Here is an 18716-nt window from a genome sequence, read left to right as displayed (position 1 = left end):
GGTTCGTCGCGAGACCCTTCGTGACGGCCCTCCGCAAGCTCCGGGCCTCCTCAGGGAGCGGTGGGGGCCGTCCGCAAGCTCCGGGCCTCCTCAGGGAGCGGTGGGGCCCGGAGTTCGCCAGACCCTGCTTCACCCGACCCCGCATCACACCGAGGAGTTCTGCATGCCCACCACGGTCAACGCCTACATCGCGCCGGCAGCCGATCGCCCGCTCGAACCGACCACCATCGAACGGCGCGATCTCGGTCCGAACGACGTGTCGATCGACATCGCGTTCGCCGGCATCTGTCATTCCGACATCCACACGGCGCGCGACGAGTGGGGCGGGACGAGGTTCCCGGTGGTGCCCGGCCACGAGATCGCCGGGACGGTCGCGGCCGTCGGCGAGGGCGTCACCCGGTACGCCGTCGGTGATCGGGTAGGCGTGGGCTGTTTCGTCGACTCGTGCCGTGAGTGCGAACCGTGCCGGCTCGGCGAGGAGCAGTACTGCGAGCGGGGCAATGTGGGTACCTACAACGCCGTCGGACGCGACGGGTCGCCGACGCACGGCGGTTACAGCACCTCGATCGTCGTCGACGAGAACTACGTCCTGCGGATTCCCGACGGCTTCGCACTCGACGAGGCCGCACCGTTGTTGTGTGCCGGCATCACCCTCTACTCGCCGTTGCGGCACTGGGGTGCGGGACCGGGCAAGAAGGTCGCCATCGTCGGACTCGGCGGGCTCGGCCACGTCGGCGTGAAGATCGCGCACGCGCTGGGCGCCGAGGTCACGGTGCTTTCGCAGTCGCTGAAGAAGATGGAGGACGGCCTGCGGCTCGGCGCCGACCACTATCACGCGACCAGCGATCCGCAGACCTTCCGGGAACTGCGCAGCACCTTCGACCTGATCCTGAACACCGTGTCGGCGAATCTTCCGATCGGCAAGTACCTGGGCATGCTCGCCCTCGACGGCACACTCGTGGAACTCGGTCTCCCCGAACACCCGATCGAGGTCCCGGCCGGCGCGCTGATCGGCAAGCGGCGGAGTTTCGCGGGTTCGATGATCGGCGGCATCGCGCAGACCCAGGAGATGCTCGACTTCTGCGCCGAGCACGGCATTGGCGCCGAGATCGAGGTGATCTCCGCCGACCGGATCAACGAGGCCTACGACCGCGTCGTGGCATCGGATGTGCGCTACCGCTTCGTGATCGACACCTCGACGCTGTAGGGGTGTGCCGTCATGTTTGCGGCCTGAATCCGGTGGGCACCCGTCGAGAGAGTCGACGTGCCCCGACGACAGGCAAGGAGGCCGCGCATGATTTCGACCCGATTCCGCGAGCTGGCAACTGCAACCGGTCCGTTCGCCACCATCTACATCGACGACTCCCACAACACCGAGGACGCCGCTCACACTATGGAGCTGCGGTGGCGAGCCCTGCGCGAGGAGCTCGAGTCGGCGGGGGCCGACGCGGCGGTGGCCGAGTCGATCGGCAACGTCCTGCTCGACGGGACGCCGGCCGTCGGGCCCAGTGGCCGTGCGGTGATCGCCGGTCCCGACGGCGTCCTCCTCGACGACCATCTCATCCGGCCACCGGTCACATCCGTGGCACGGTATTCGCCGGTGCCGTACCTGGTTCCGCTGGTCGAACACGGCACGAGTGCCCCGAGACATGTGATCGCCGCGGTCGATCACGCCGGCGCCGACATCGAGCTCTTCGAAGCCGGCGGATCCTCGTTGATGCGCGAAAGCGTTGAGGGAGAAGGCTATCCGATCCACCACGCCGCCGGTGCGGAATCGCCTGGGTACGGGGACCCGCAGCAGCGCAGCGACGAGCAGAACCGCAAGAACATTCGTCAGATCGCCGACCGGCTGACCGCGATCGTCGACTCGGACAACCCCGAGCTCGTGTTCGTGATCGGTGAGCTCTCGTCGATGTCGGATCTGCGTTCAACGGCTCCCGAGCGGCTCGCCGAGCGACTGGTCGACCTCCAACTCGGCGCCCGGGACAGCGGCATCGCCGACGACGACGTCCGCAAGGCGGTGACCACCGAACTCGAACTGCGCCAGAATCGCACGATGGCCGACGCGGCGGAGAGTCTGCAGGCAGGACTCGGGCATCGCCCGGCCCTCGCGGTCGAAGGACTGACGGCCGTGTGCGGGGCGTTGCGTAACGGCGAGGTCGAGACGCTGATCATCGGCGACCTCGGCGATGCGACGGTCTTCGACGGCGGAGACGCCGCGGGGGGCCTCGCCACGATCGCGCCGACGGCGGAGAACCTCTCTGAGCTGGGCCTGGCCCCGGAACGCACGCTGCGTGCCGACGAGGCCCTGCCGGTGGCGGCGGTTCTCACCGGCGCCGATCTGGTCCGGATCGACGAGCGCGTTGCCCCGCGCGACGGGATCGGAGCGGTCCTTCGCTATGCGCCGAGGATGTCCGCCGACGACTGAGACGGGGTGAGTGCTGGTGGCCACACGGGAGGGCGGTCTCCGGCGAGGCCGTGAGCTGTTGCGCGACAACGGTTTGTTCCTCGTGTGTTTCGGTCTGTTTCTCGTGTTCCTGCTCGGCATGATTGTCTCGGGGTGGCACGTCTACAACGCGGAGCAGGCCTCGCACGGCTCGCCACCGATCTCGGTGCTGCGATACCTGACGACGGGCGAGTTCGTCGAAGCGACCTTCGAGAACTGGGAATCGGAATTCCTGCAGATGGGGATGTACGTGGTGCTGACCGCGTTCCTCTATCAGAAGGGTTCGTCGGAATCGAAGCCCGTCGACGGTCCTGCCCCGCAGGACGCGGACCCGCGTGCCGCCGACGACATGCGCGCAGCACCGTGGCCGGTGCGACGCGGCGGGCCGGTGCTGTTCGTTTACCAGAACTCGCTCACCATCGCGTTTTTCGCACTCTTCTTCGCCTCGTTCGCGCTGCACGCCGTGGGCGGTGCGCGCGCCTACAGCGACGAGCAACAACAGCACGGCGAGAGCGCGGTCTCGGTGTGGCAGTACCTGGCCACCTCGCAGTTCTGGTTCGAGTCGATGCAGAACTGGCAGAGCGAGTTCATCGCGGTGGCGGCGATCGTCGTCTTGTCGGTTGTTCTACGTCAACGCGGTTCGGCCGAGTCCAAGCCGGTGGCCGATCCACATCTCGCGACCGGGGCGTGATCGCGTTTACGTCATGCCGTCACCGGGAAACCGGACATGCGACAGAGGCTCCATCGCGAGACACCGACCGAAGGATCGATGAATCTGATGTCTGAGGAATTGCCCATGGAACCAGCCGAAACCGGCACGCCCGAGGCGACGCCGGATGATGCTCGACGCAAGGTCGACGAACTCGAGGAGCGGACCGTCGACGAACCCGACACGGACGAGCAGGTGGATCCCTCCGCCGCCACCGCCCGCGACGACGAGGACAACCCGGACTCTCCTGCGGCGGGGGAGTCCGAGCCGCCGGACTGAGGCCCCGCCTGATCATGACGGCAGAGACGCACATGACCACCGAGAACGACGATCGGCGGCGCGCCGTAGCGCTGCGGATCGTCGCCGAACACGGGCTTCCGGCCGCTCTGATCGAGCGCGGTGAGGACCGCTTCGAGCAGATCGCCGACGAGCTGTCACTGGAGTACCGCGGACACACCGTCACGAGGGATACCACACTGCAGATGACGCCGCGCGGTGATCTGGAGACCGTCTGGGGCACGGATGACTCGGCCGACGAGGTAATCGTGTTCGTCACCGAGATGCCGCGGCTGTACAAGCCGCGGGACGCCGACGGCAACGATCGCAGCCCACGAAACCTTGTGGTGCTGGCCGAACTCGACCGCGAACGCAACGCCGCCGTCGTCTCGCTCCCAGCTCTCGGACCCGCTCCCCGGCGAGCGCTGCGAACCTTGATCTCGACCATCGCCGAGGCGGTGACCGGGGAGGGGTCCATGCGCGAGTTCGAGCGGCAGCGCGGCATCGTCGTCATCGGTGACGGCGACACCGAATACGTATGCGCCGAGGGTTATTCGCGTCGTCTGAAGTTGATGGCCGGAATGGTGCGGGGAAATCGGCCGTGGCGGCTGATCCCGACCCTCACCGGCATGACCGCCGCAGCCGCCGCAGCGGCGTCGTTCGGCATCTTCTTCTCCACGATCTGGTCGATGGCCAATGCGCTGAGTGCGTGGCGTCTCGCCGCCATCACCCTGCTGTCGTTGGTGCTCGCCTCGCTGTGGCTCATCGTCAACAATCGCCTGTGGGAACGGGTGACGGTCACCGCGAAACCGCGTGCGCGCCTCTACAACATGGCGACGGTGTGCACCGTCGTGTTCAGTGCGGTGGTCTTGTACGCCGGGTTGTTCCTGGCGACACTGGCGGCTGCGCTCATCGTCATCGAGAAGAACTTCCTCGCCTCGCAGCTCGGATATCCGGTGGGGCTGCGCAATTACGTGTACCTTGCGTGGCTGGCGACCTCGATGGGGATCTTCGCCGGCGCCCTCGGTTCCAGTGCCGACAGCTACGACGACGTCCTGCGGGCCACCTATGGATACCGAGAGCGGTTGCGCCGCCAGGCCTCTGAGGACGCGGGTCATCTCGCGGACGGTGAGAAAGGCTGAGCCGTACGACATCGGACAACCGGATCAACAGGGAGGCATCGCATCATGGACCAGTCCCGCGCACCGCTCCTGGACGCCCTCGAGGCGTACCACCGCGACGAACGATACGGGTTCACGCCGCCGGGCCACCGCCAGGGCCGCGGGGTGGACGAGCGGACCCGGTCGGCGATCGGTGCGGACGCGTTCGCCTCGGATGTGTTGTCGTCGGGTGGCCTCGACGACCGGCGCATGACGGGCGGCTACCTCTCCGACGCCGAGGATCTGATGGCCGAGGCGGTCGGCGCCGAGATGGCGTTCTTCTCCACCTGCGGCAGTTCGTTGTCGGTGAAGGCGGCGATGATGGCCGTCGCCGGTGGGGAGAACGGCGAACTGCTCATCACCCGGGATGCCCACAAGTCGATCGTCGCGGGACTGATCTTCTCGGGACTGCGGCCGCGCTGGGTCCGTCCGCGCTGGGACGAGACGTTCCACCTGACCCACCCGCCGTCGCCGGAGGAGGTCCGCAAGGCGTGGGAGACCGACCCGCAGGCCTCGGGCTTCCTGCTGGTCAGTCCCACGCCGTACGGCACCTGCGCCGACATCCGGGCCATCGCCGACGTCTGCCACGAGTTCGGCAAGCCGCTGATCGTCGACGAGGCCTGGGGCGCGCATCTGCCGTTTCACGACGAGCTGCCCACCTGGGCAATGGATGCCGGCGCCGATGTCTGCGTGGTCAGCGTCCACAAGATGGGGGCCGGTTTCGAGCAGGGTTCGGTGTTCCACGTACAGGGCGACCTGGTGGATCGTTCGCGCTTGTCGCAGTGCGCCGACCTCCTGATGACCACCAGCCCCAATGTGCTCGTCTACTCGGCACTGGACGGCTGGCGTCGGTACATGGTCGAATCCGGCCGGGAAGTCCTCGGCCGGGCACTCGAACTGGCGCGGTCTGTCCGACGCAGCGTCGACGAGATCCCGGGTCTGAACGTGATGCATGACGAGCTACTCCACGAGGAGGCGAGCCACGACTTGGACGAGATGCAGGTGCTCATCGACGTCGACGAACTCGGCGCCAGTGGCTACCAGTGCGCCGACTGGCTGCGCGAGAACTGTCGCGTCGACGTCGGTTTGAGCGATCACCGTCGCATCCTGGCCACCCTGTCGCACGCCGACGACGAGGACACCGCCGCGCGTCTGCTCGATGCCCTGCGTAAGTTGTCCAGCGCCGCAGGGTCGTTCGAGACGCCGCCGAAGATCGAGCAACCCGACCCGGACGAGCTGCAACTGGAGAGCCGCATGCTGCCCCGGGACGCGTTCTTCGGCGACACTGAGGCCGTGCCCCTCGACGAGGCCCCCGGCCGGATCGCGGCCGAGCAGATCACGCCCTATCCGCCCGGCATCCCCGTCGTGGTACCGGGCGAGGTCCTCAACGGGGCGGTGGTCGAGTACCTGCGCACCGGCAAGAACGCCGGCATGAACCTCCCCGATGCCGCCGACGATGCGCTGGAGACGATCAAGGTCGTCCGGTAGATTCCGGGCGCGCGTCGAGGTCGGCCCAGAAAGCCGCTGTGGGGATAACCCGGAAGATCAGTTCGGCGCCTGCCACGCATGACGGGCGTGGTCTACATCGCCGGTTCTCTCACCGCGCATCGGCGGCCGGCACACCGGTATCCCGTCGGTGCGGGCGCCGTTCGCGGAATCGATGCGACGCAGGCGCCCGGTGCAATCGGCCGGCCTGGCATGAACCGAAAACATGAGGGTCACGCGAAATCACGACACCCGGTGGGCCGCGAAGTGCGATTCTCAGGTACATGACGGACGACGACTGGGTGGTCCCAGAAGACGACTACGAGCCGTTCGATGAGTCGATGGTGATCGAGTTCGAGTACCAGATCTTTGCCACCCGCGATGAGGCCGAACGCTTCGCTGCCGCACTGTACGACGTAGTGGCACCCATCGTTGCGTGTGTCGGTCGCTACCAGCCAGGCCGTATCGGACTGACGTCGGCACGAAACGGGCAGCACGACGAACAACACTCGGCCTCACGCCGACGGCGCAGACCTGGACAGAGTCTGTACGACGTCGAGTTCGCTGTCCGCGGCCGCGGTGACAGCAACTGGCTCAGCCACTCGATCTTTCACGCCGTCCATGCAGCACGCCTCGACTGGGAACAGATGACAGAGGGGGTGCTGCAAGGCGACGACCTCGCGGCAGCGCTACAGAAGTACCCGCAACTCGCACTGTAGAGATGCGGGGCGTTTACGGCGAGAGTGCTTGTCCACGCCACATCGAGATGGTGGCGTTTGCGGTGATGAGAATGTTGCCGCCGGCGTTGAGGATCGTGGTTCGACGGGGATCGGCGCCTTCGGGCAGAGGCTTAGACCAAACAACGGCACCGTCGGTGATGCGTAGTGCGTGGAATCCGGTGTAGTCGCTGAAGACGTAGTGCCGCCCGTCGGTCATTCCGCCGTACACCCAGTAGGCGTCTTTCCATCGTGTTCGCCAGCGCTGCTCGCCCGTCGCGGAATCGAACCCGATGAGATCGCCGGTCTCTTGAGCTGCCACGATCACCGTTCGACCAGCCATGGCTTGAACAGCGCCGCTGTTGTCGCGACGCAGTAGCAGCGGGTCGCGCCACAGCAGGCGCCCGGTTTCGGGGTCGTAGGCGCCGTCGGCCATCAGTACCGGCGGTTGCTCGCTGGTGGCCTCGGCCATCCCGGAATGTGTGTAGGCAGGCACTGCGGCCGTGGAGACCACCGTTCCCTGCTCGTCGAGGATTTGCTGTCGACTGCCGCCGTCGACCATGACCGGGCTGTTGAGGAACAGTCCATCACCTACGACGAGCAGATGAGTCGAGTCGAGACTGAAACCCGCTCGACCGGAATCGAAGTCGTGCACAGAGAAGCGGTACATGGCGGCATCCTCGAGGTTTGTCACAACGACGACTTCTCCCGATGGCAGTACGTCGACGATCCCCGACAGTGGCCCAGCCACCGGCACTGAACGCGTGTACGTTGATCCCGGCGCGGATGGCGGCCCCGCGGACACCACGAGGTGGTGCCGGCCACCCTGGGACTTGATGCCGGTGACGTAGGCGCGGTCGCCCGCCATCACCACATCGACGTTGGCCATCTTGGGGCTGAGCTCCGACAGAAGGCGACCGTCGACAGTATCCACGAACAACACGCGATCGTCGTTCCAACAGGCGATCACGCCGGACTCGACACTGTCGGAACATTGCCGGACGCGGCCGATGGAGCGCTCCCATTGCACCGATCCGTCGACACGATGAAATCCGACGAGCGTCACCGACTCGACTCGCCTGCCTTCATCTACATCGCTGCCGGATGCAAGACGGCCGAGAGCGCCCACAATCACAGTGGGCGCGTCCAGGACCGATACATAGCCGTAGTAGGCATCCAGTGTGTCAGGCAAAGCCAGCAACGCTTCGCCATCGTGGCCCGGCACATGCTCTGCATGAACAGACCACACCAGAGACGGGACACTGCCAAGGTCAGGGGGCGGCCACGAAGCAGGTTCCCGCGCCCGCCAGATGAACAGCGCAGTGGCACCCAACGTCATCACGACCACAAAGGTCACGACCACGACCACAATCCCGCGCAGCCTACTCGTTCCCACTAGCTGACCTTAGACACCCGGACTGACTGACGCGAACGTTCGTTGGGGTGGACTCGTGCTGACGTCCACACGTTACGAGCTCTGACGGCTGTCACGTCCGGTAGGTCGCTCTGCTGATGTGCTACGACTGATCCTGCGGCTTAGTCACAAAAATCCACTATCGACGAAAAGTTTTGCCGTGCAATGAATGTAGTCGCCAATGGCGAAACGCTGCGATTGTCAGCAATACGAGGGGGAGCGTCGTCGATGCCGAAGCTGATCCGTCTCGGTTGCTGGTTTGCGGGCCGAGTGAGAATCTCCGAGGCCGACAGGCTCGACTGCTGCTGACCAGCGACACGAAGGCGGCGACCATAGAAGGCGTGCCGGTCGATCACCGATCATTCGTAGGGCGGAAAGCTGTTCTGCGACAGCAGTCGGGCGAGGTGTGCCGCGTTTCGGGCGGCGGCATGGGTGGCGGAGTCGACGGGGTCGGGAACCGAATCGAGGTCCTTGTAGTCTCGGCCGCCCATGGCCTCGTCGTTCCAGTAGGTGTTGCCCTGTCCGGGGATCGTGAACCCGATGTCGTTGAGCGCACCGAAGACGTCGGCGATGATCTTGTGGGCGCCGTCCTCGTTGCCGACGACACCGCACATCGCCACCTTGCCCAGCATGCCGGGGCGGCCGGCGTCGTCGGTCTCGGAGATCTCGGCATCGAGACGTTCGAGAACACGCTGGGTGACGCTGGACATGTGGCCCAGCCACGTCGGGGTCGCGATCACCAGGATGTCGGCGGCCGCAACCCGTTCGAAGAGCGCGGGCCACTCGTCACCGTCGCCCATGTCTCGTTCGACTCCCGGCCGGATGTCGAAATCCACCGCCCGGACGATGTCCCCGGTCACGCCCTGCTCGGCGAGTGCGTCCAGGATGTGTCGGGCGATGAGCTCACTGCTCGATTCAGCAGGAGAGGGTTTGAGGGTGCAGTTGATGGCGAGTGCTGTGGTCATGCCACAGGGCGTACCCGCACCGACCCGGTTGCAACCCTCTCAGCCCGCGTGGTTCTCGGCGAGCATCGCCAGCCGTTTCAGGCATTCGTTGAGGCGCGGTGACATGACGGTTTCCTGGATGGTCGGCGGAATCCATCTCAGCGGCGGGGTCTCCACGAACTCCTCCATGCCGATGAGGGAACCGTCACCGTCCTTCTCGATCGTCATGCGGATCCGTGCGCGACCGAAAGGCCACCCGGCGGCCGACAATTCGAGAAGCCCGGCCTTCGACTCGACGGATTCCGTCTCGTCGTTGAGCAGGGCCGGCCACACCCCCGCCGAGTGATAGATCTTCGATCCGGGTTGCGGCCATGTGTGGTCGACATTGCGGATGCGGGAGGCCCCGACGACCCACGAGGCGTACAGCCAGCCATTGGACAGCACCGACCAGACCTGCGCCGGTGTGGCACTCGTATGACGTTCGACTCGGTTCATGCTCCGCTGCTCCGTTCAGTGGTTGTTGTCGGTCTTGGTCATTCGTCGGATGATGTTGCGGTCGAACACTCTTCGCGGGAATCCGCGGAACCCGTCTGAGGCGAGGGCCGCACGCGCGGCATTGTTGCCACAGGCGCCGTGGACGCCGCCACCGGGGTGCGCACCCGACCCCGCCAGGTAGAGGCGATCAACCGGCGTCGACGCACCGCGCAGGTTCGGCGTCGGACGGAAGATCAACTGCTGGAACAGTTGTGCCGTACCGCCGTTGACAGTCCCGTGGACGAGATTGGCGTCGGCGGCCTGCAGGTCGTGCGGGGTCTGGACATGCCGGCCCACGATGAGGTCGGAGACACCGGGCGCGTGGGCTTCGAGGACGGCGTCCATCCTGCGGGCCAGCAGCTGGGCCGCCTCGTCGTCGGTCACCCCGCGCGGGAGATGGCTGTAGGACCAAGCGCTTTCGGTGCCCGCGGGGGACCGGCCCGGGTCCGCGGTGGTCATCTGGCCGAAGAGTAGGAACGGATGCTCCGGGACACGGCCGGTTTCGATGTCGGCGGTCCCGTAGGCGATGTTGCGCGCGTCGGCGCCGAGATGGATCGTGCCGGCTCCGCTGAGATTGGTACTGCGCCATGGGATCTTCTCACGCAGCGCATAGTTCACCTTGACCACCGGGGTGTCCCAGGTGAAGGTCCGCAGGTCGTCGAGGACGCGCGCGGGCACGTCGTCGGCCGAGAGCAGCTCGGTGTAGAGCGTGGGCGCTGCCACGTCGGCGAGAACGGCGCGCTTCGCCGGCCATCGGCGGCCGGTACTGTCCACGACCCCGGTGGCCCGCCCGCCCTGGACGTCGATCCGGGTGACGCGGGTGTCGCAGACGACGGTCACGCCGGCGCTCTCGGCGCGTCGTCGAAGGGCCGCGGGCAGCGCGCTCGCCCCGCCCACGGGTACGGGATAACCGGTGTCCTGGCCGAGCATGGTCAGCAGATACCCCATCAACCCGCTACCGGGTGCGTGGAGCGGGATGTCGGCGTGCAGGGAGTTGCCGATGATGAGCAGACCGGATTTCTCGCTGTGGAACAGTTCACGCACCATCTGATCGGCCGGCAGGATCAGGAACCGGGCCAGGCGCAGGGCGTCGGCCGTGCCGAGCGAGCGGAGGAGCGACAACAGCGCGCGGACCGGGGGGAACGGACCGAACAGGGTGTCGAGGATGGCGGGCCGGAGTTGCTGCCACTGCTCGACCAGGTCGAGCCAGGCGCGCCGGTCACGCTCGTCGAAGGTGGCCAGGTGCGCGGCGGTGTCCGCGGCATCGGGGAAGACGACGGGCGCGTTGACGTCGTCGGGCCCGGCGGGGTGGCCGAAGGCCAGCGGTGCGCGGCTCCACTCCAGACCGTGATCGGCGAGGTCGAGGTCGGCGAAGACCGGCGACGCCACCGCGAGTGGATAGAAGGCGCTGAACAGGTCGGTGACGTATCCGGGGGTGATCTCGGCGCTCCGGACCGCGCCGCCGACCTCGGGCTGCGCTTCGAGGAGGGTGACATCCCAGCCCGCATCGGCGAGCCGGATCGCGGCGATGAGCCCGTTGTGGCCGGCCCCGACGACCACTGCATCCGACACACTCAACGGTCGACTCCCCTCGTCCGTATCGATCTCATCCGGCCGGTGTGCTCCGGGCCTCGCTGTCCGGTGCGCGGGTTACCCGCGGCCCCCGACCGTAAACGCCGACGACGGACGCGGGCGGTGAACGCGCGAGTCGAGGTGCAGCCGTGCCCGGCGATTCTGTGCGATGTGTAGCGCCGGGGCAAGCGGGTAGTCCGCACGGGTGACGAACTGGTCTGAACTGCGGTCGCTGCGCATGGACCAGGCGTTTCCGCCCGCGCGGCTGTGGCATCCGCAGGTCTCCGATGGCCGGCTCCGTCGGCGCTGCGCCGGGCGGCCGGTGGTGATCACCGGTGCCGGGGCGGGCATGGGCCGGGCACTCGCGCGGCGATTCGATCGTGCGGGTGTCGAGGTGTTCCTGAGCGATGTCGACCTTCCGGCCGCGCAGGAGACGGTGCGGTTGTGCGACGCCGGTGGCCGGGTGCATCTCGACGAGGTCGATGTGTCCGACGCCGATGCGATGACCGCATATGCCGACGCCGTCATCGGTCGGTCCGGCCCGCCGGCCATGGTGTTCAACAATGCCGGGATCACGATGGTGGCGGGCGTTCTCGAGGAGGACGACGATTATGCGCGGCGGATCATGGCTGTGAACCTCGGCGGCGTCGTGAACGGCACCGTGGCCTTCCTCCCGCATCTACAGGCGGCCGGCGGCGGGTCGATCGTGAACACCTCCAGCGCCTTCGGATTTCTCGGTTGCCCCACGCAGTCGGCGTACTCCGCCTCCAAGTTCGCCGCGCGCGGGTACTCCGAGACCATCCAGCTACAGCTTCGCTCCGAAGGGTCCGACGTCCGCGTGCACAGTGTTCATCCCGGCGTCGTGCACACCGAGATCGCCGCCCGCGCGCTGTACGTGACGCCCGGGGTGCGGGACTTCGTGACGCGGGGTTTCAACCGCCGCCTGCCCGGGACGCGGCCCGATGCCGCGGCAGCGGCGATCCTGCACGGCGCCCTTAGCGGCCGGGACCGCATTCCGGTGGGCCTCGACGCGCGAGCACTCGACGTCGGTGTCCGCGTCCTGGCCGGAGCAGTGCAGCGCCCGATCGCGACGCTGACCGGTCCGGTGTTCCGCCGCATGCTGGGCGAGGCCGCGCTTGCCGGTTCGGCGCCGACCGTCGCCCGGAACTGACCCGGCGGACCGTCGTCGGGCCCGCCGACGGTCCGCTGTGTCCCGCTCAGTCGTTGTGCGAGGCCAGGTTCCGGGTGGCCGGACCTTCGAGGACCTCGCCGGTGTGGCTGAATCGCGAACCGTGCAGCGGGCAGTCCCAGGACTGTTCGGCGTCGTTCCATCGCAGCACGCCGTAGAGGTGCGTGCACAGCGGCGCGACGGACCGCGTCTGGCCCTGCACGGTGCACACGCCCTCGGGCTTCACGCCGGAACGCCCGACGCTGCCGTCGCCTTCCTCGGGTGCGCCGTCGGTAGGCTTCAGCAGCGACAGGTAACCGGCGGCCATGTATCCCGCGACCTGCGCGTTGGCCGACACCGCCGAGGCCAGCGAGCCGGGGCGGCTGATCTCGGTCGTGCGCCACGGGCGCAGGGTCGTCGACCACTGTGGTTCGGAACCGAGGATGCGTCCCGTCATCGCGAGCGCCGCGGCGACGCCGTTTGTCAGACCCCACTTGGCGAACCCGGTCGCCACCTGCACCGAGTCGACGCCCGGCAGAATCGGTCCGACATAGGGCAATTCGTCGATCGTCGTGTAGTCCTGAGCCGACCAGCGCGCGACCATCTGTGCCGAGGGGAAGTGCTTCTGGGTCCAGCTGATCAGGTCGAGGACATGCTGTCGCTCGGACTTCGTCCGGCCCACCTCGTGTCCGAAGCCACCGACCATGAGCAGTTCGCGGTCGTAGCCCGGCCGGGAGACCGTCCGCAGAGAGACCGACGGGTTGTCGGAGCCAAGGTACATCTCGCGGGGGATGTCCCCGTCGACGGTGAACGCCGCGGCGTAGGACCGCTGGGGATGGACCCGGGCGAAGTAGCCGCCGCGGTCGAGGAAGGGCTGTCCGGTTGCGATGACCACCGAGTCGGCGCGGACGTCACCGGCATCGGTCGAGAGGACGTTCGGGGAGCCGTGGCGGAGACCCTGCACGCGGACGCCCTCGTAGAAGTGGCCGCCGTGTGCGCGCAGGTCGTCGGCCAGGGCGCGGAGCACGACCATCGGGTCGATCTGGGCCTGACCGTCGAGGCGAATGGCGGTGCGGACGTCGAAGGGCAACTCGGGGCAGTCGACGTGTTCGACGGGCAGGTCATGAGCGCGGCAGGCCTCGAACTCCTTCTCCACCGACTTCGCGCCGGACGCGGTGGCGGCGAAGGTGAGGGCAGCGCGTTCGTCGACCTGCAGGCCGCGGAGTTCGAGATAGTGGCGCAACCAGGCCTGTCCCTCGCGGTTGGCGTCGACGTAGTCCTGTACGGCCGAGTGGCCGTGGCGGCTCGCGATCGACGACAGTCGAGTGCCCTGGAGCAGCGAGAGCTTGCCGGTGGTGTGGCCGGTCGCCGCGGCACCCATGTGCCGGGCTTCGAGGACCGCGACCGACTGGCCCGCGCGGGCCAGCAGCAGGCCGGTCGTCAGACCGGTGATGCCACCTCCGACGATGACCTGGTCGAATCTGTCGACGACGTCGATGGGCATCGTCTCCGGGCGGACATCGGGCAGGTACTCGGGGGCTGCCTCACCTGCGGGGTCGAACCAGAGGGTTTTCATGCTGACCGGGTTTGCCCTTGCCGGAGGCGCTCAAACATCGGGGCCGGAGACGATCAAACATCGGAGCCGGCGGGCCGCCGAGCATTTCGGGTGGCGCACCCGCAGGGTAGGGTTTTCGACTGGGAATCGAAAACACATCCGGGGTGTTGCCCGGAGGGCCGGCGGCACCCTGAGCCGCGGCGAGAGGCGGTTGACATGAGCGGGTTGACTCGCGGACTGACCGGGACCGAGGAGACGGTCCGCGCCGACCTCGTGGTGGCGGGTGCCGGAATCGCCGGACTGACGGCGGCGCTCTGGGCCGCCCACGAGGGGCTCCGGGTCGTCGTGCTCAACAAGGGGCCGGGCTGGGACGTCGCGAACGCGGAGCAACCCACGTCCACGTTCTACGCGCAGGGTGGTGTCGCGGTCGTGATGCCCGGCGCGGAGACGGGAAGCTCGGACAACGCCGATTCCGTGGACCGCCACCTCGCCGACACAGTCGCCGCCGGCGGCGGTCTCACCGATGCCGCGGCGTCGGGCCCCATCCTCGCCGACGGCTGGGACTCGGTGTCGGCCCTCATCGGCTGGGGTGCCGAATTCGACCGGGACACCGACGGTCTGCTCCTGCGCACCCGTGAGGGCGGCCACACCCGCCGGCGCATCATCCACGCCGGCGGCGACGCGACCGGGGCCGCGATCCAGCGCGCGCTGCACGAGGCCGTCCGGCAGACCGCCGGCGGAGACGTGCCGCCGATCCGGTTCCTCGACGACACGATCGCCACCGCGATCCACCTCGACGACGGCCGGGCAGTCGGTGTCGCGTGCCTGCGCGACGGCCGTCCCACGTCGGTCCTCGCCCCGACCGTGCTCCTCGCGACCGGCGGGGCGGGGCACCTCTACGCCGCCACCACGAATCCGGCGGGCGCCACCTGCGACGGCATCGCGCTGGCACTGCGCGCCGGGGCGCAGGTGTCCGATCTCGAGTTCATCCAGTTCCACCCGACGATGCTCTACACCGCGGGCGCGCGGGGTCGGCGGACCCTCATCAGCGAGGCGGTGCGCGGCGAGGGCGGACGGCTCATCGACGTCGACGGCCGGTCGGTCACCGCGGGCGTCCACCCGATGGGCGATCTCGCTCCCCGCGACGTGGTGGCCGACGCGGTGCAGACCGCGATCGAGCTCACCGGGCACCCGTGCGTGTATCTCGACATCGCCGACGTCGGCGACTTCGAGGCCCGCTTCCCGACGGTGACCGCCGGTGTCCGCGCGGCCGGCCTCGACCCCGCGTCCGGACGGATCCCGGTCGTCCCCGGCGCGCACTATCTGTGCGGCGGGGTCGTGACCGACGAGTCGTCCCGCACCGCGGTCGATGGGTTGCTCGCGGCCGGCGAAGTCGCGCGCACCGGGCTGCACGGCGCCAATCGGCTGGCATCGAACAGCCTGCTGGAAGGCCTGGTGATGGGCCGTCGCGCGGCCGCCGTGGCAGTCGCGCGTCGCGAGATCCCGGTCCCCGAATGCGCCGAACTGAAGGCCGAGCAGCCGGTCCCCGTCCTGGACCGCGAACAGCTCCAGAACATGATGACGCGTCATGTCGCGCTACGACGGTCGGCTGCCGGTCTCGCCGAAGTCGCCGCGACGCTCGCCGCCGCGCCGCGTCGGACGGCCGACTCGGTACGCGACATCGAGGACGCGGCACTCACGCTCACCGCGTCCGCGGTCGTCGCCGCCGCTGCCGCGCGCACCGAATCCCGCGGAGCGCATGTCCGCACGGATTACCCGTTGACCGCCGATGTGGCGGAGTCGCGGGTGTTCCGGATCGTCGACGGCGAATTGCGGGAGGCCCGTCCCGTGGGCCTACCCGGCTGAGCGGGCCGGTCAAGTCGACGCCTCCGGGGTGCCGTGGGAGATAGATTGACCCCGATGACCCAGATCTCCGCAGACGGTTCGGGGCCCCAGGGCGCCCCCGATCGCGACGGCCCGGATTCCCGCGCCCCTGTTCTCGGGGACCCGGAACGAATCACCCTCGAGCTCGGACACATCACCCTGCATGCGCTCGCGTGGGGTCCCGCGGCCGGTCCGGTGGCCGTGTGCCTGCACGGATTTCCCGACTCGGCATGGACGTGGCGGCATCTCGGGCCCGAACTCGCCGGCGCCGGGTACCGCGTGGTCGCCCCGTTCACACGCGGTTACGCACCGTCGGAGATACCGGAGGACAACGACTTTCACGTTGCGGCGCTGGCCTACGATGCGCTGGCGGTTCATCGCGCGGTCGGAGCCGGCGCCGACGCCGTCCTGATCGGGCACGACTGGGGCGCGATGACGGCGAACGCGGTGGCGCACCGCGACGACAATCCGTACGCGCGGGTGGTCTCGATGTCGGTCCCGCCGGTTCCGGCGGTCCGGCGCTCGATCGGAAGTGGGGTCGACGGCGTCAAGACGCTCGCGCGTCAGGCGGTGATGAGCTGGTACATCGCGTTCAATCAGCTGCCGTGGTTGCCCGAACGGACTCTCGACCGCCTCATCCCGCTCCTGTGGCGCCGCTGGCGGCTGGATTCGGCGGCGACCCCTGTCCGGCCCGACCACCGACTGGACGTCGACCACGCGCTCGCGGCGCTGCCCACACGTGCCCATCGGACAGCCGCGCTCGGGTACTACCGCGCACTTCGCCGGCCGCGGACCCATCCTCGGTACGCCGCGTTGCGGAACGACTGGCTGGGCGAATCACGTTCTCCCACACTGTATTTGCATGGTGCAGACGACGGGTGCATGCAGTCGCGTCTTGCGGACGCGGTCCGCGAGGTGTTGCCGGCGGGCAGTGCGGCCGCGGTCGTCGCCGGGGCGGGCCATTTCCTGCACCTCGACCAGCCGGACGAGGTGAACGCGAGGATCCTCGCGTTCCTCGGTTCGGACGCGCGGGGCCAAGAGGGTGGCACCGGACCGGCCCGCTTCGTACACTGACCCGCGGGATCTTCACCGCACCGTGGCCACCGGGGGAGGGCCACCGCAGAAGCGCATGCCGGGGGGCTTGCCACCGGGCGGCAGGAAGCCGACGGGTACGAGAAGACGACCGTGCGCGCCACACGGGTGTGGTCGCGCGAAGATCTCGCGGCGATGCAAGGCATGAAGGGGAGTCCGTATGAACGGCGAAGGCTGTTGGTCGACGGTGGTGTGCCGGCCGACCGAACGCGCGGCGCTGGGGCTGTCGGGTGACTCCGATTGGTTGCTGCAATGCCGTCTGGCGATCGGCCATCGGGGCAATCACGCCACCGACGCGAGTACTCACCCACGGCACGACCGCCGGCTGTGGCTCGAATGGAACGACTTCGACGACCGCGCGCAGTCGCTCATCGAACGCAATCCGTGCCCGGTTCCGTCCCCAGAGGGTGCCGGATGCGTGTTCTTCGCCGGGCACGGCGGCCCGCACTTCTATGCGCGCAGCAACGGCCACGCACCGTCGGTGATGACCGGCGCGAGCGCTTCCAACCCGCAGACCGTCGCGCCTGATCACGCCGTCGACCCACTGCGTCAGCCGCCGCCGCAGATGGGTTCGTCACAGATGGGTTCGTCACGGATGGGTTCGCACCGCCTGCCCGACTCGCACCCGGCTGCCCTGCCGACGCAACCCCCGGCGGCCGAGCCCGAACCGGGTGAGTACCGCGGCGGACGCCGGTCGACCAATGCCGAGCCGCTGGCCGCCGAGGACTACCACGGCCGACGCCACCGGACCGACGGCTACGACGTCGCCTACTCGCCGGCGCCAGACCCCGGCAGATCGTTCGACGGACAGGCAGGCAGCGGCCAGGCCGGCCCGTCCGTCCGTGTCCCGAATTCGGAGACGAAGGGCATCGCGCCGCGGAACGTCCCGGCCGTGCCCGTGCCCGACTCCACCGCTCCGGGATTCGACGCGGCGCGTGTTGCCGCCATCGGGGACGCGCTCGACGAGGTCGCCGCCGCCCTGGCCAAACTGGCCGCAGCACTCCGCTCGTAGGGGCATCCGAAAAACCAGGACACCGCTGGTTCTCACAACCGCTCCCTCGCTCGCAAGCTCGCTCCTCAGGGGGCGGAGGGTGACGCGCGCACGTTTCCTTCAGCCGGCGCATACGGTAGGGGGGTACCGTTTCGGGTTCGACGGTGGTATACCTGGTCGGGCATACCCTTGAGGGGTATTCGGACGGGAGAGATCATGGACGAGCACCAGCACGGCTACATCGGCCGGAAGGATGACTATCTGCGCCGCCTGAAGCGCATCGAAGGTCAGGCGCGCGGTTTGCAGCGGATGGTGGAGGAAGACACCTACTGCATCGACATCCTGACGCAGGTGTCTGCGATGACCAAGGCGCTGCAAGCGGTCAGCCTCGGCCTCCTCGAAGAGCACATGGCCCACTGCGTCGTGCATGCCGCGCAGGAGAGCGACGAGGCCGGCAAGGCCAAGGTCGACGAAGCCATGGCCGCGATCTCTCGCCTGGTCAAGTCCTGACCGTCCTTCTTGATCCAACCCCGTTGACTTCGACGATCCGAGGAGTTCACGCATGAGCACCACCAGCACCTACACCGTCACCGGCATGACCTGCGGCCACTGTGCCGCGTCCGTTCGCGAGGAGATCGAGGCGCTGCCGGGCGTGACCAGTGTCGAGGTCACCGTCGACGACGGCTCGGTGCGGGTCGCGGCCGACCGTGAGCTCGGTCGAGACGAGGTCGCGGCCGCCGTCACCGAAGCCGGCTACGCGCTGGTCTGAC

18 protein-coding genes are annotated in these 18716 nt (G+C 68.2%); 13 read left to right on the top strand and 5 right to left on the bottom strand.

The window, feature by feature from the left end; genetic code table 11:
- The first annotated feature begins 163 nt into the window (after positions 1 to 163).
- The 7 genes from GR168_RS21555 to GR168_RS21525 all read left to right on the top strand — a co-directional run bounded on the left by GR168_RS21555 (position 164) and on the right by GR168_RS21525 (position 6795).
- Positions 164 to 1207, top strand: coding sequence for an NAD(P)-dependent alcohol dehydrogenase (locus tag GR168_RS21555; protein ID WP_159371645.1), 1044 nt, complete (start codon positions 164 to 166; stop codon positions 1205 to 1207).
- An 87-nt stretch (positions 1208 to 1294) separates the two neighbouring features.
- The gene (locus tag GR168_RS21550; protein ID WP_058253792.1) at positions 1295 to 2428 is read left to right on the top strand and encodes a hypothetical protein; all 1134 of its coding nucleotides are present in this window, start codon (positions 1295 to 1297) and stop codon (positions 2426 to 2428) included.
- Positions 2429 to 2444: 16 nt separating this feature from the next.
- Complete coding sequence (locus GR168_RS21545; protein ID WP_058253813.1) at positions 2445 to 3137, top strand: DUF6766 family protein; 693 nt, start codon at positions 2445 to 2447, stop codon at positions 3135 to 3137.
- Positions 3138 to 3224: 87 nt separating this feature from the next.
- On the top strand, positions 3225 to 3434 hold the full coding sequence (locus GR168_RS21540) for a hypothetical protein (RefSeq protein ID WP_058253814.1): 210 nt from the start codon (positions 3225 to 3227) through the stop codon (positions 3432 to 3434).
- Between the two features lie 32 nt (positions 3435 to 3466).
- Complete coding sequence (locus GR168_RS21535; RefSeq protein WP_159371644.1) at positions 3467 to 4573, top strand: hypothetical protein; 1107 nt, start codon at positions 3467 to 3469, stop codon at positions 4571 to 4573.
- A gap of 45 nt (positions 4574 to 4618) precedes the next feature.
- Positions 4619 to 6079 carry an ornithine decarboxylase gene (locus tag GR168_RS21530; RefSeq protein WP_078112600.1) on the top strand — a complete coding sequence of 487 codons (1461 nt, stop codon included), beginning with the start codon at positions 4619 to 4621 and terminating at the stop codon, positions 6077 to 6079.
- 281 nt (positions 6080 to 6360) lie between these two features.
- Positions 6361 to 6795, top strand: a complete 435-nt coding sequence (locus tag GR168_RS21525) for a hypothetical protein (RefSeq protein WP_078112601.1) — start codon at positions 6361 to 6363, stop codon at positions 6793 to 6795.
- 13 nt (positions 6796 to 6808) lie between these two features.
- Here the strand turns inward: GR168_RS21525 and GR168_RS21520 are convergent, their stop codons facing one another.
- From GR168_RS21520 to GR168_RS21505, 4 genes are all read right to left on the bottom strand, one after another.
- Positions 6809 to 8149, bottom strand: coding sequence for a PQQ-binding-like beta-propeller repeat protein (locus GR168_RS21520; protein ID WP_159371643.1), 1341 nt, complete (start codon positions 8147 to 8149; stop codon positions 6809 to 6811).
- A gap of 416 nt (positions 8150 to 8565) precedes the next feature.
- Positions 8566 to 9171, bottom strand: coding sequence for an NAD(P)H-dependent oxidoreductase (locus GR168_RS21515; protein WP_058253793.1), 606 nt, complete (start codon positions 9169 to 9171; stop codon positions 8566 to 8568).
- 39 nt (positions 9172 to 9210) lie between these two features.
- Positions 9211 to 9645 (bottom strand): SRPBCC family protein, encoded by a 435-nt coding sequence (locus GR168_RS21510; protein WP_058253794.1) that lies wholly within the window; start codon positions 9643 to 9645, stop codon positions 9211 to 9213.
- Between the two features lie 15 nt (positions 9646 to 9660).
- The gene (locus GR168_RS21505) at positions 9661 to 11262 is read right to left on the bottom strand and encodes an NAD(P)/FAD-dependent oxidoreductase (protein ID WP_159371642.1); all 1602 of its coding nucleotides are present in this window, start codon (positions 11260 to 11262) and stop codon (positions 9661 to 9663) included.
- 316 nt (positions 11263 to 11578) lie between these two features.
- Here GR168_RS21505 and GR168_RS21500 point away from each other — a divergent pair, with 316 nt between their 5' ends.
- Positions 11579 to 12427: an SDR family NAD(P)-dependent oxidoreductase gene (locus GR168_RS21500; RefSeq protein ID WP_275406228.1), complete on the top strand. Its 849-nt coding sequence runs from the start codon at positions 11579 to 11581 to the stop codon at positions 12425 to 12427.
- Between the two features lie 46 nt (positions 12428 to 12473).
- Here GR168_RS21500 and GR168_RS21495 read toward each other — a convergent pair whose 3' ends face one another.
- Positions 12474 to 14000, bottom strand: coding sequence for an FAD-dependent oxidoreductase (locus GR168_RS21495; protein WP_058253797.1), 1527 nt, complete (start codon positions 13998 to 14000; stop codon positions 12474 to 12476).
- 195 nt (positions 14001 to 14195) lie between these two features.
- On the opposite strand from GR168_RS21495, the gene nadB reads away from it, so the two are divergent.
- From nadB to GR168_RS21470, 5 genes are all read left to right on the top strand, one after another.
- Complete coding sequence (nadB, locus tag GR168_RS21490; protein WP_058253798.1) at positions 14196 to 15845, top strand: L-aspartate oxidase; 1650 nt, start codon at positions 14196 to 14198, stop codon at positions 15843 to 15845.
- Between the two features lie 54 nt (positions 15846 to 15899).
- Positions 15900 to 16937 carry an alpha/beta hydrolase gene (locus GR168_RS21485; RefSeq protein ID WP_058253799.1) on the top strand — a complete coding sequence of 346 codons (1038 nt, stop codon included), beginning with the start codon at positions 15900 to 15902 and terminating at the stop codon, positions 16935 to 16937.
- Positions 16938 to 17115: 178 nt separating this feature from the next.
- Positions 17116 to 17967 carry a hypothetical protein gene (locus GR168_RS21480; RefSeq protein WP_058253800.1) on the top strand — a complete coding sequence of 284 codons (852 nt, stop codon included), beginning with the start codon at positions 17116 to 17118 and terminating at the stop codon, positions 17965 to 17967.
- Positions 17968 to 18162: 195 nt separating this feature from the next.
- Positions 18163 to 18456, top strand: a complete 294-nt coding sequence (locus GR168_RS21475; protein WP_159371641.1) for a metal-sensitive transcriptional regulator — start codon at positions 18163 to 18165, stop codon at positions 18454 to 18456.
- A 52-nt stretch (positions 18457 to 18508) separates the two neighbouring features.
- Positions 18509 to 18715 (top strand): cation transporter, encoded by a 207-nt coding sequence (locus GR168_RS21470; RefSeq protein ID WP_010843166.1) that lies wholly within the window; start codon positions 18509 to 18511, stop codon positions 18713 to 18715.
- Position 18716: the final 1 nt, after the last annotated feature.

The organism is Gordonia sp. JH63 (assembly GCF_009856645.1).
GTDB classification, from domain to species: Bacteria; Actinomycetota; Actinomycetes; order Mycobacteriales; family Mycobacteriaceae; genus Gordonia; species Gordonia hongkongensis.
Note: the sequence above shows the minus strand (reverse complement) of the source record. Positions and strands in the feature narration are given on the sequence as shown.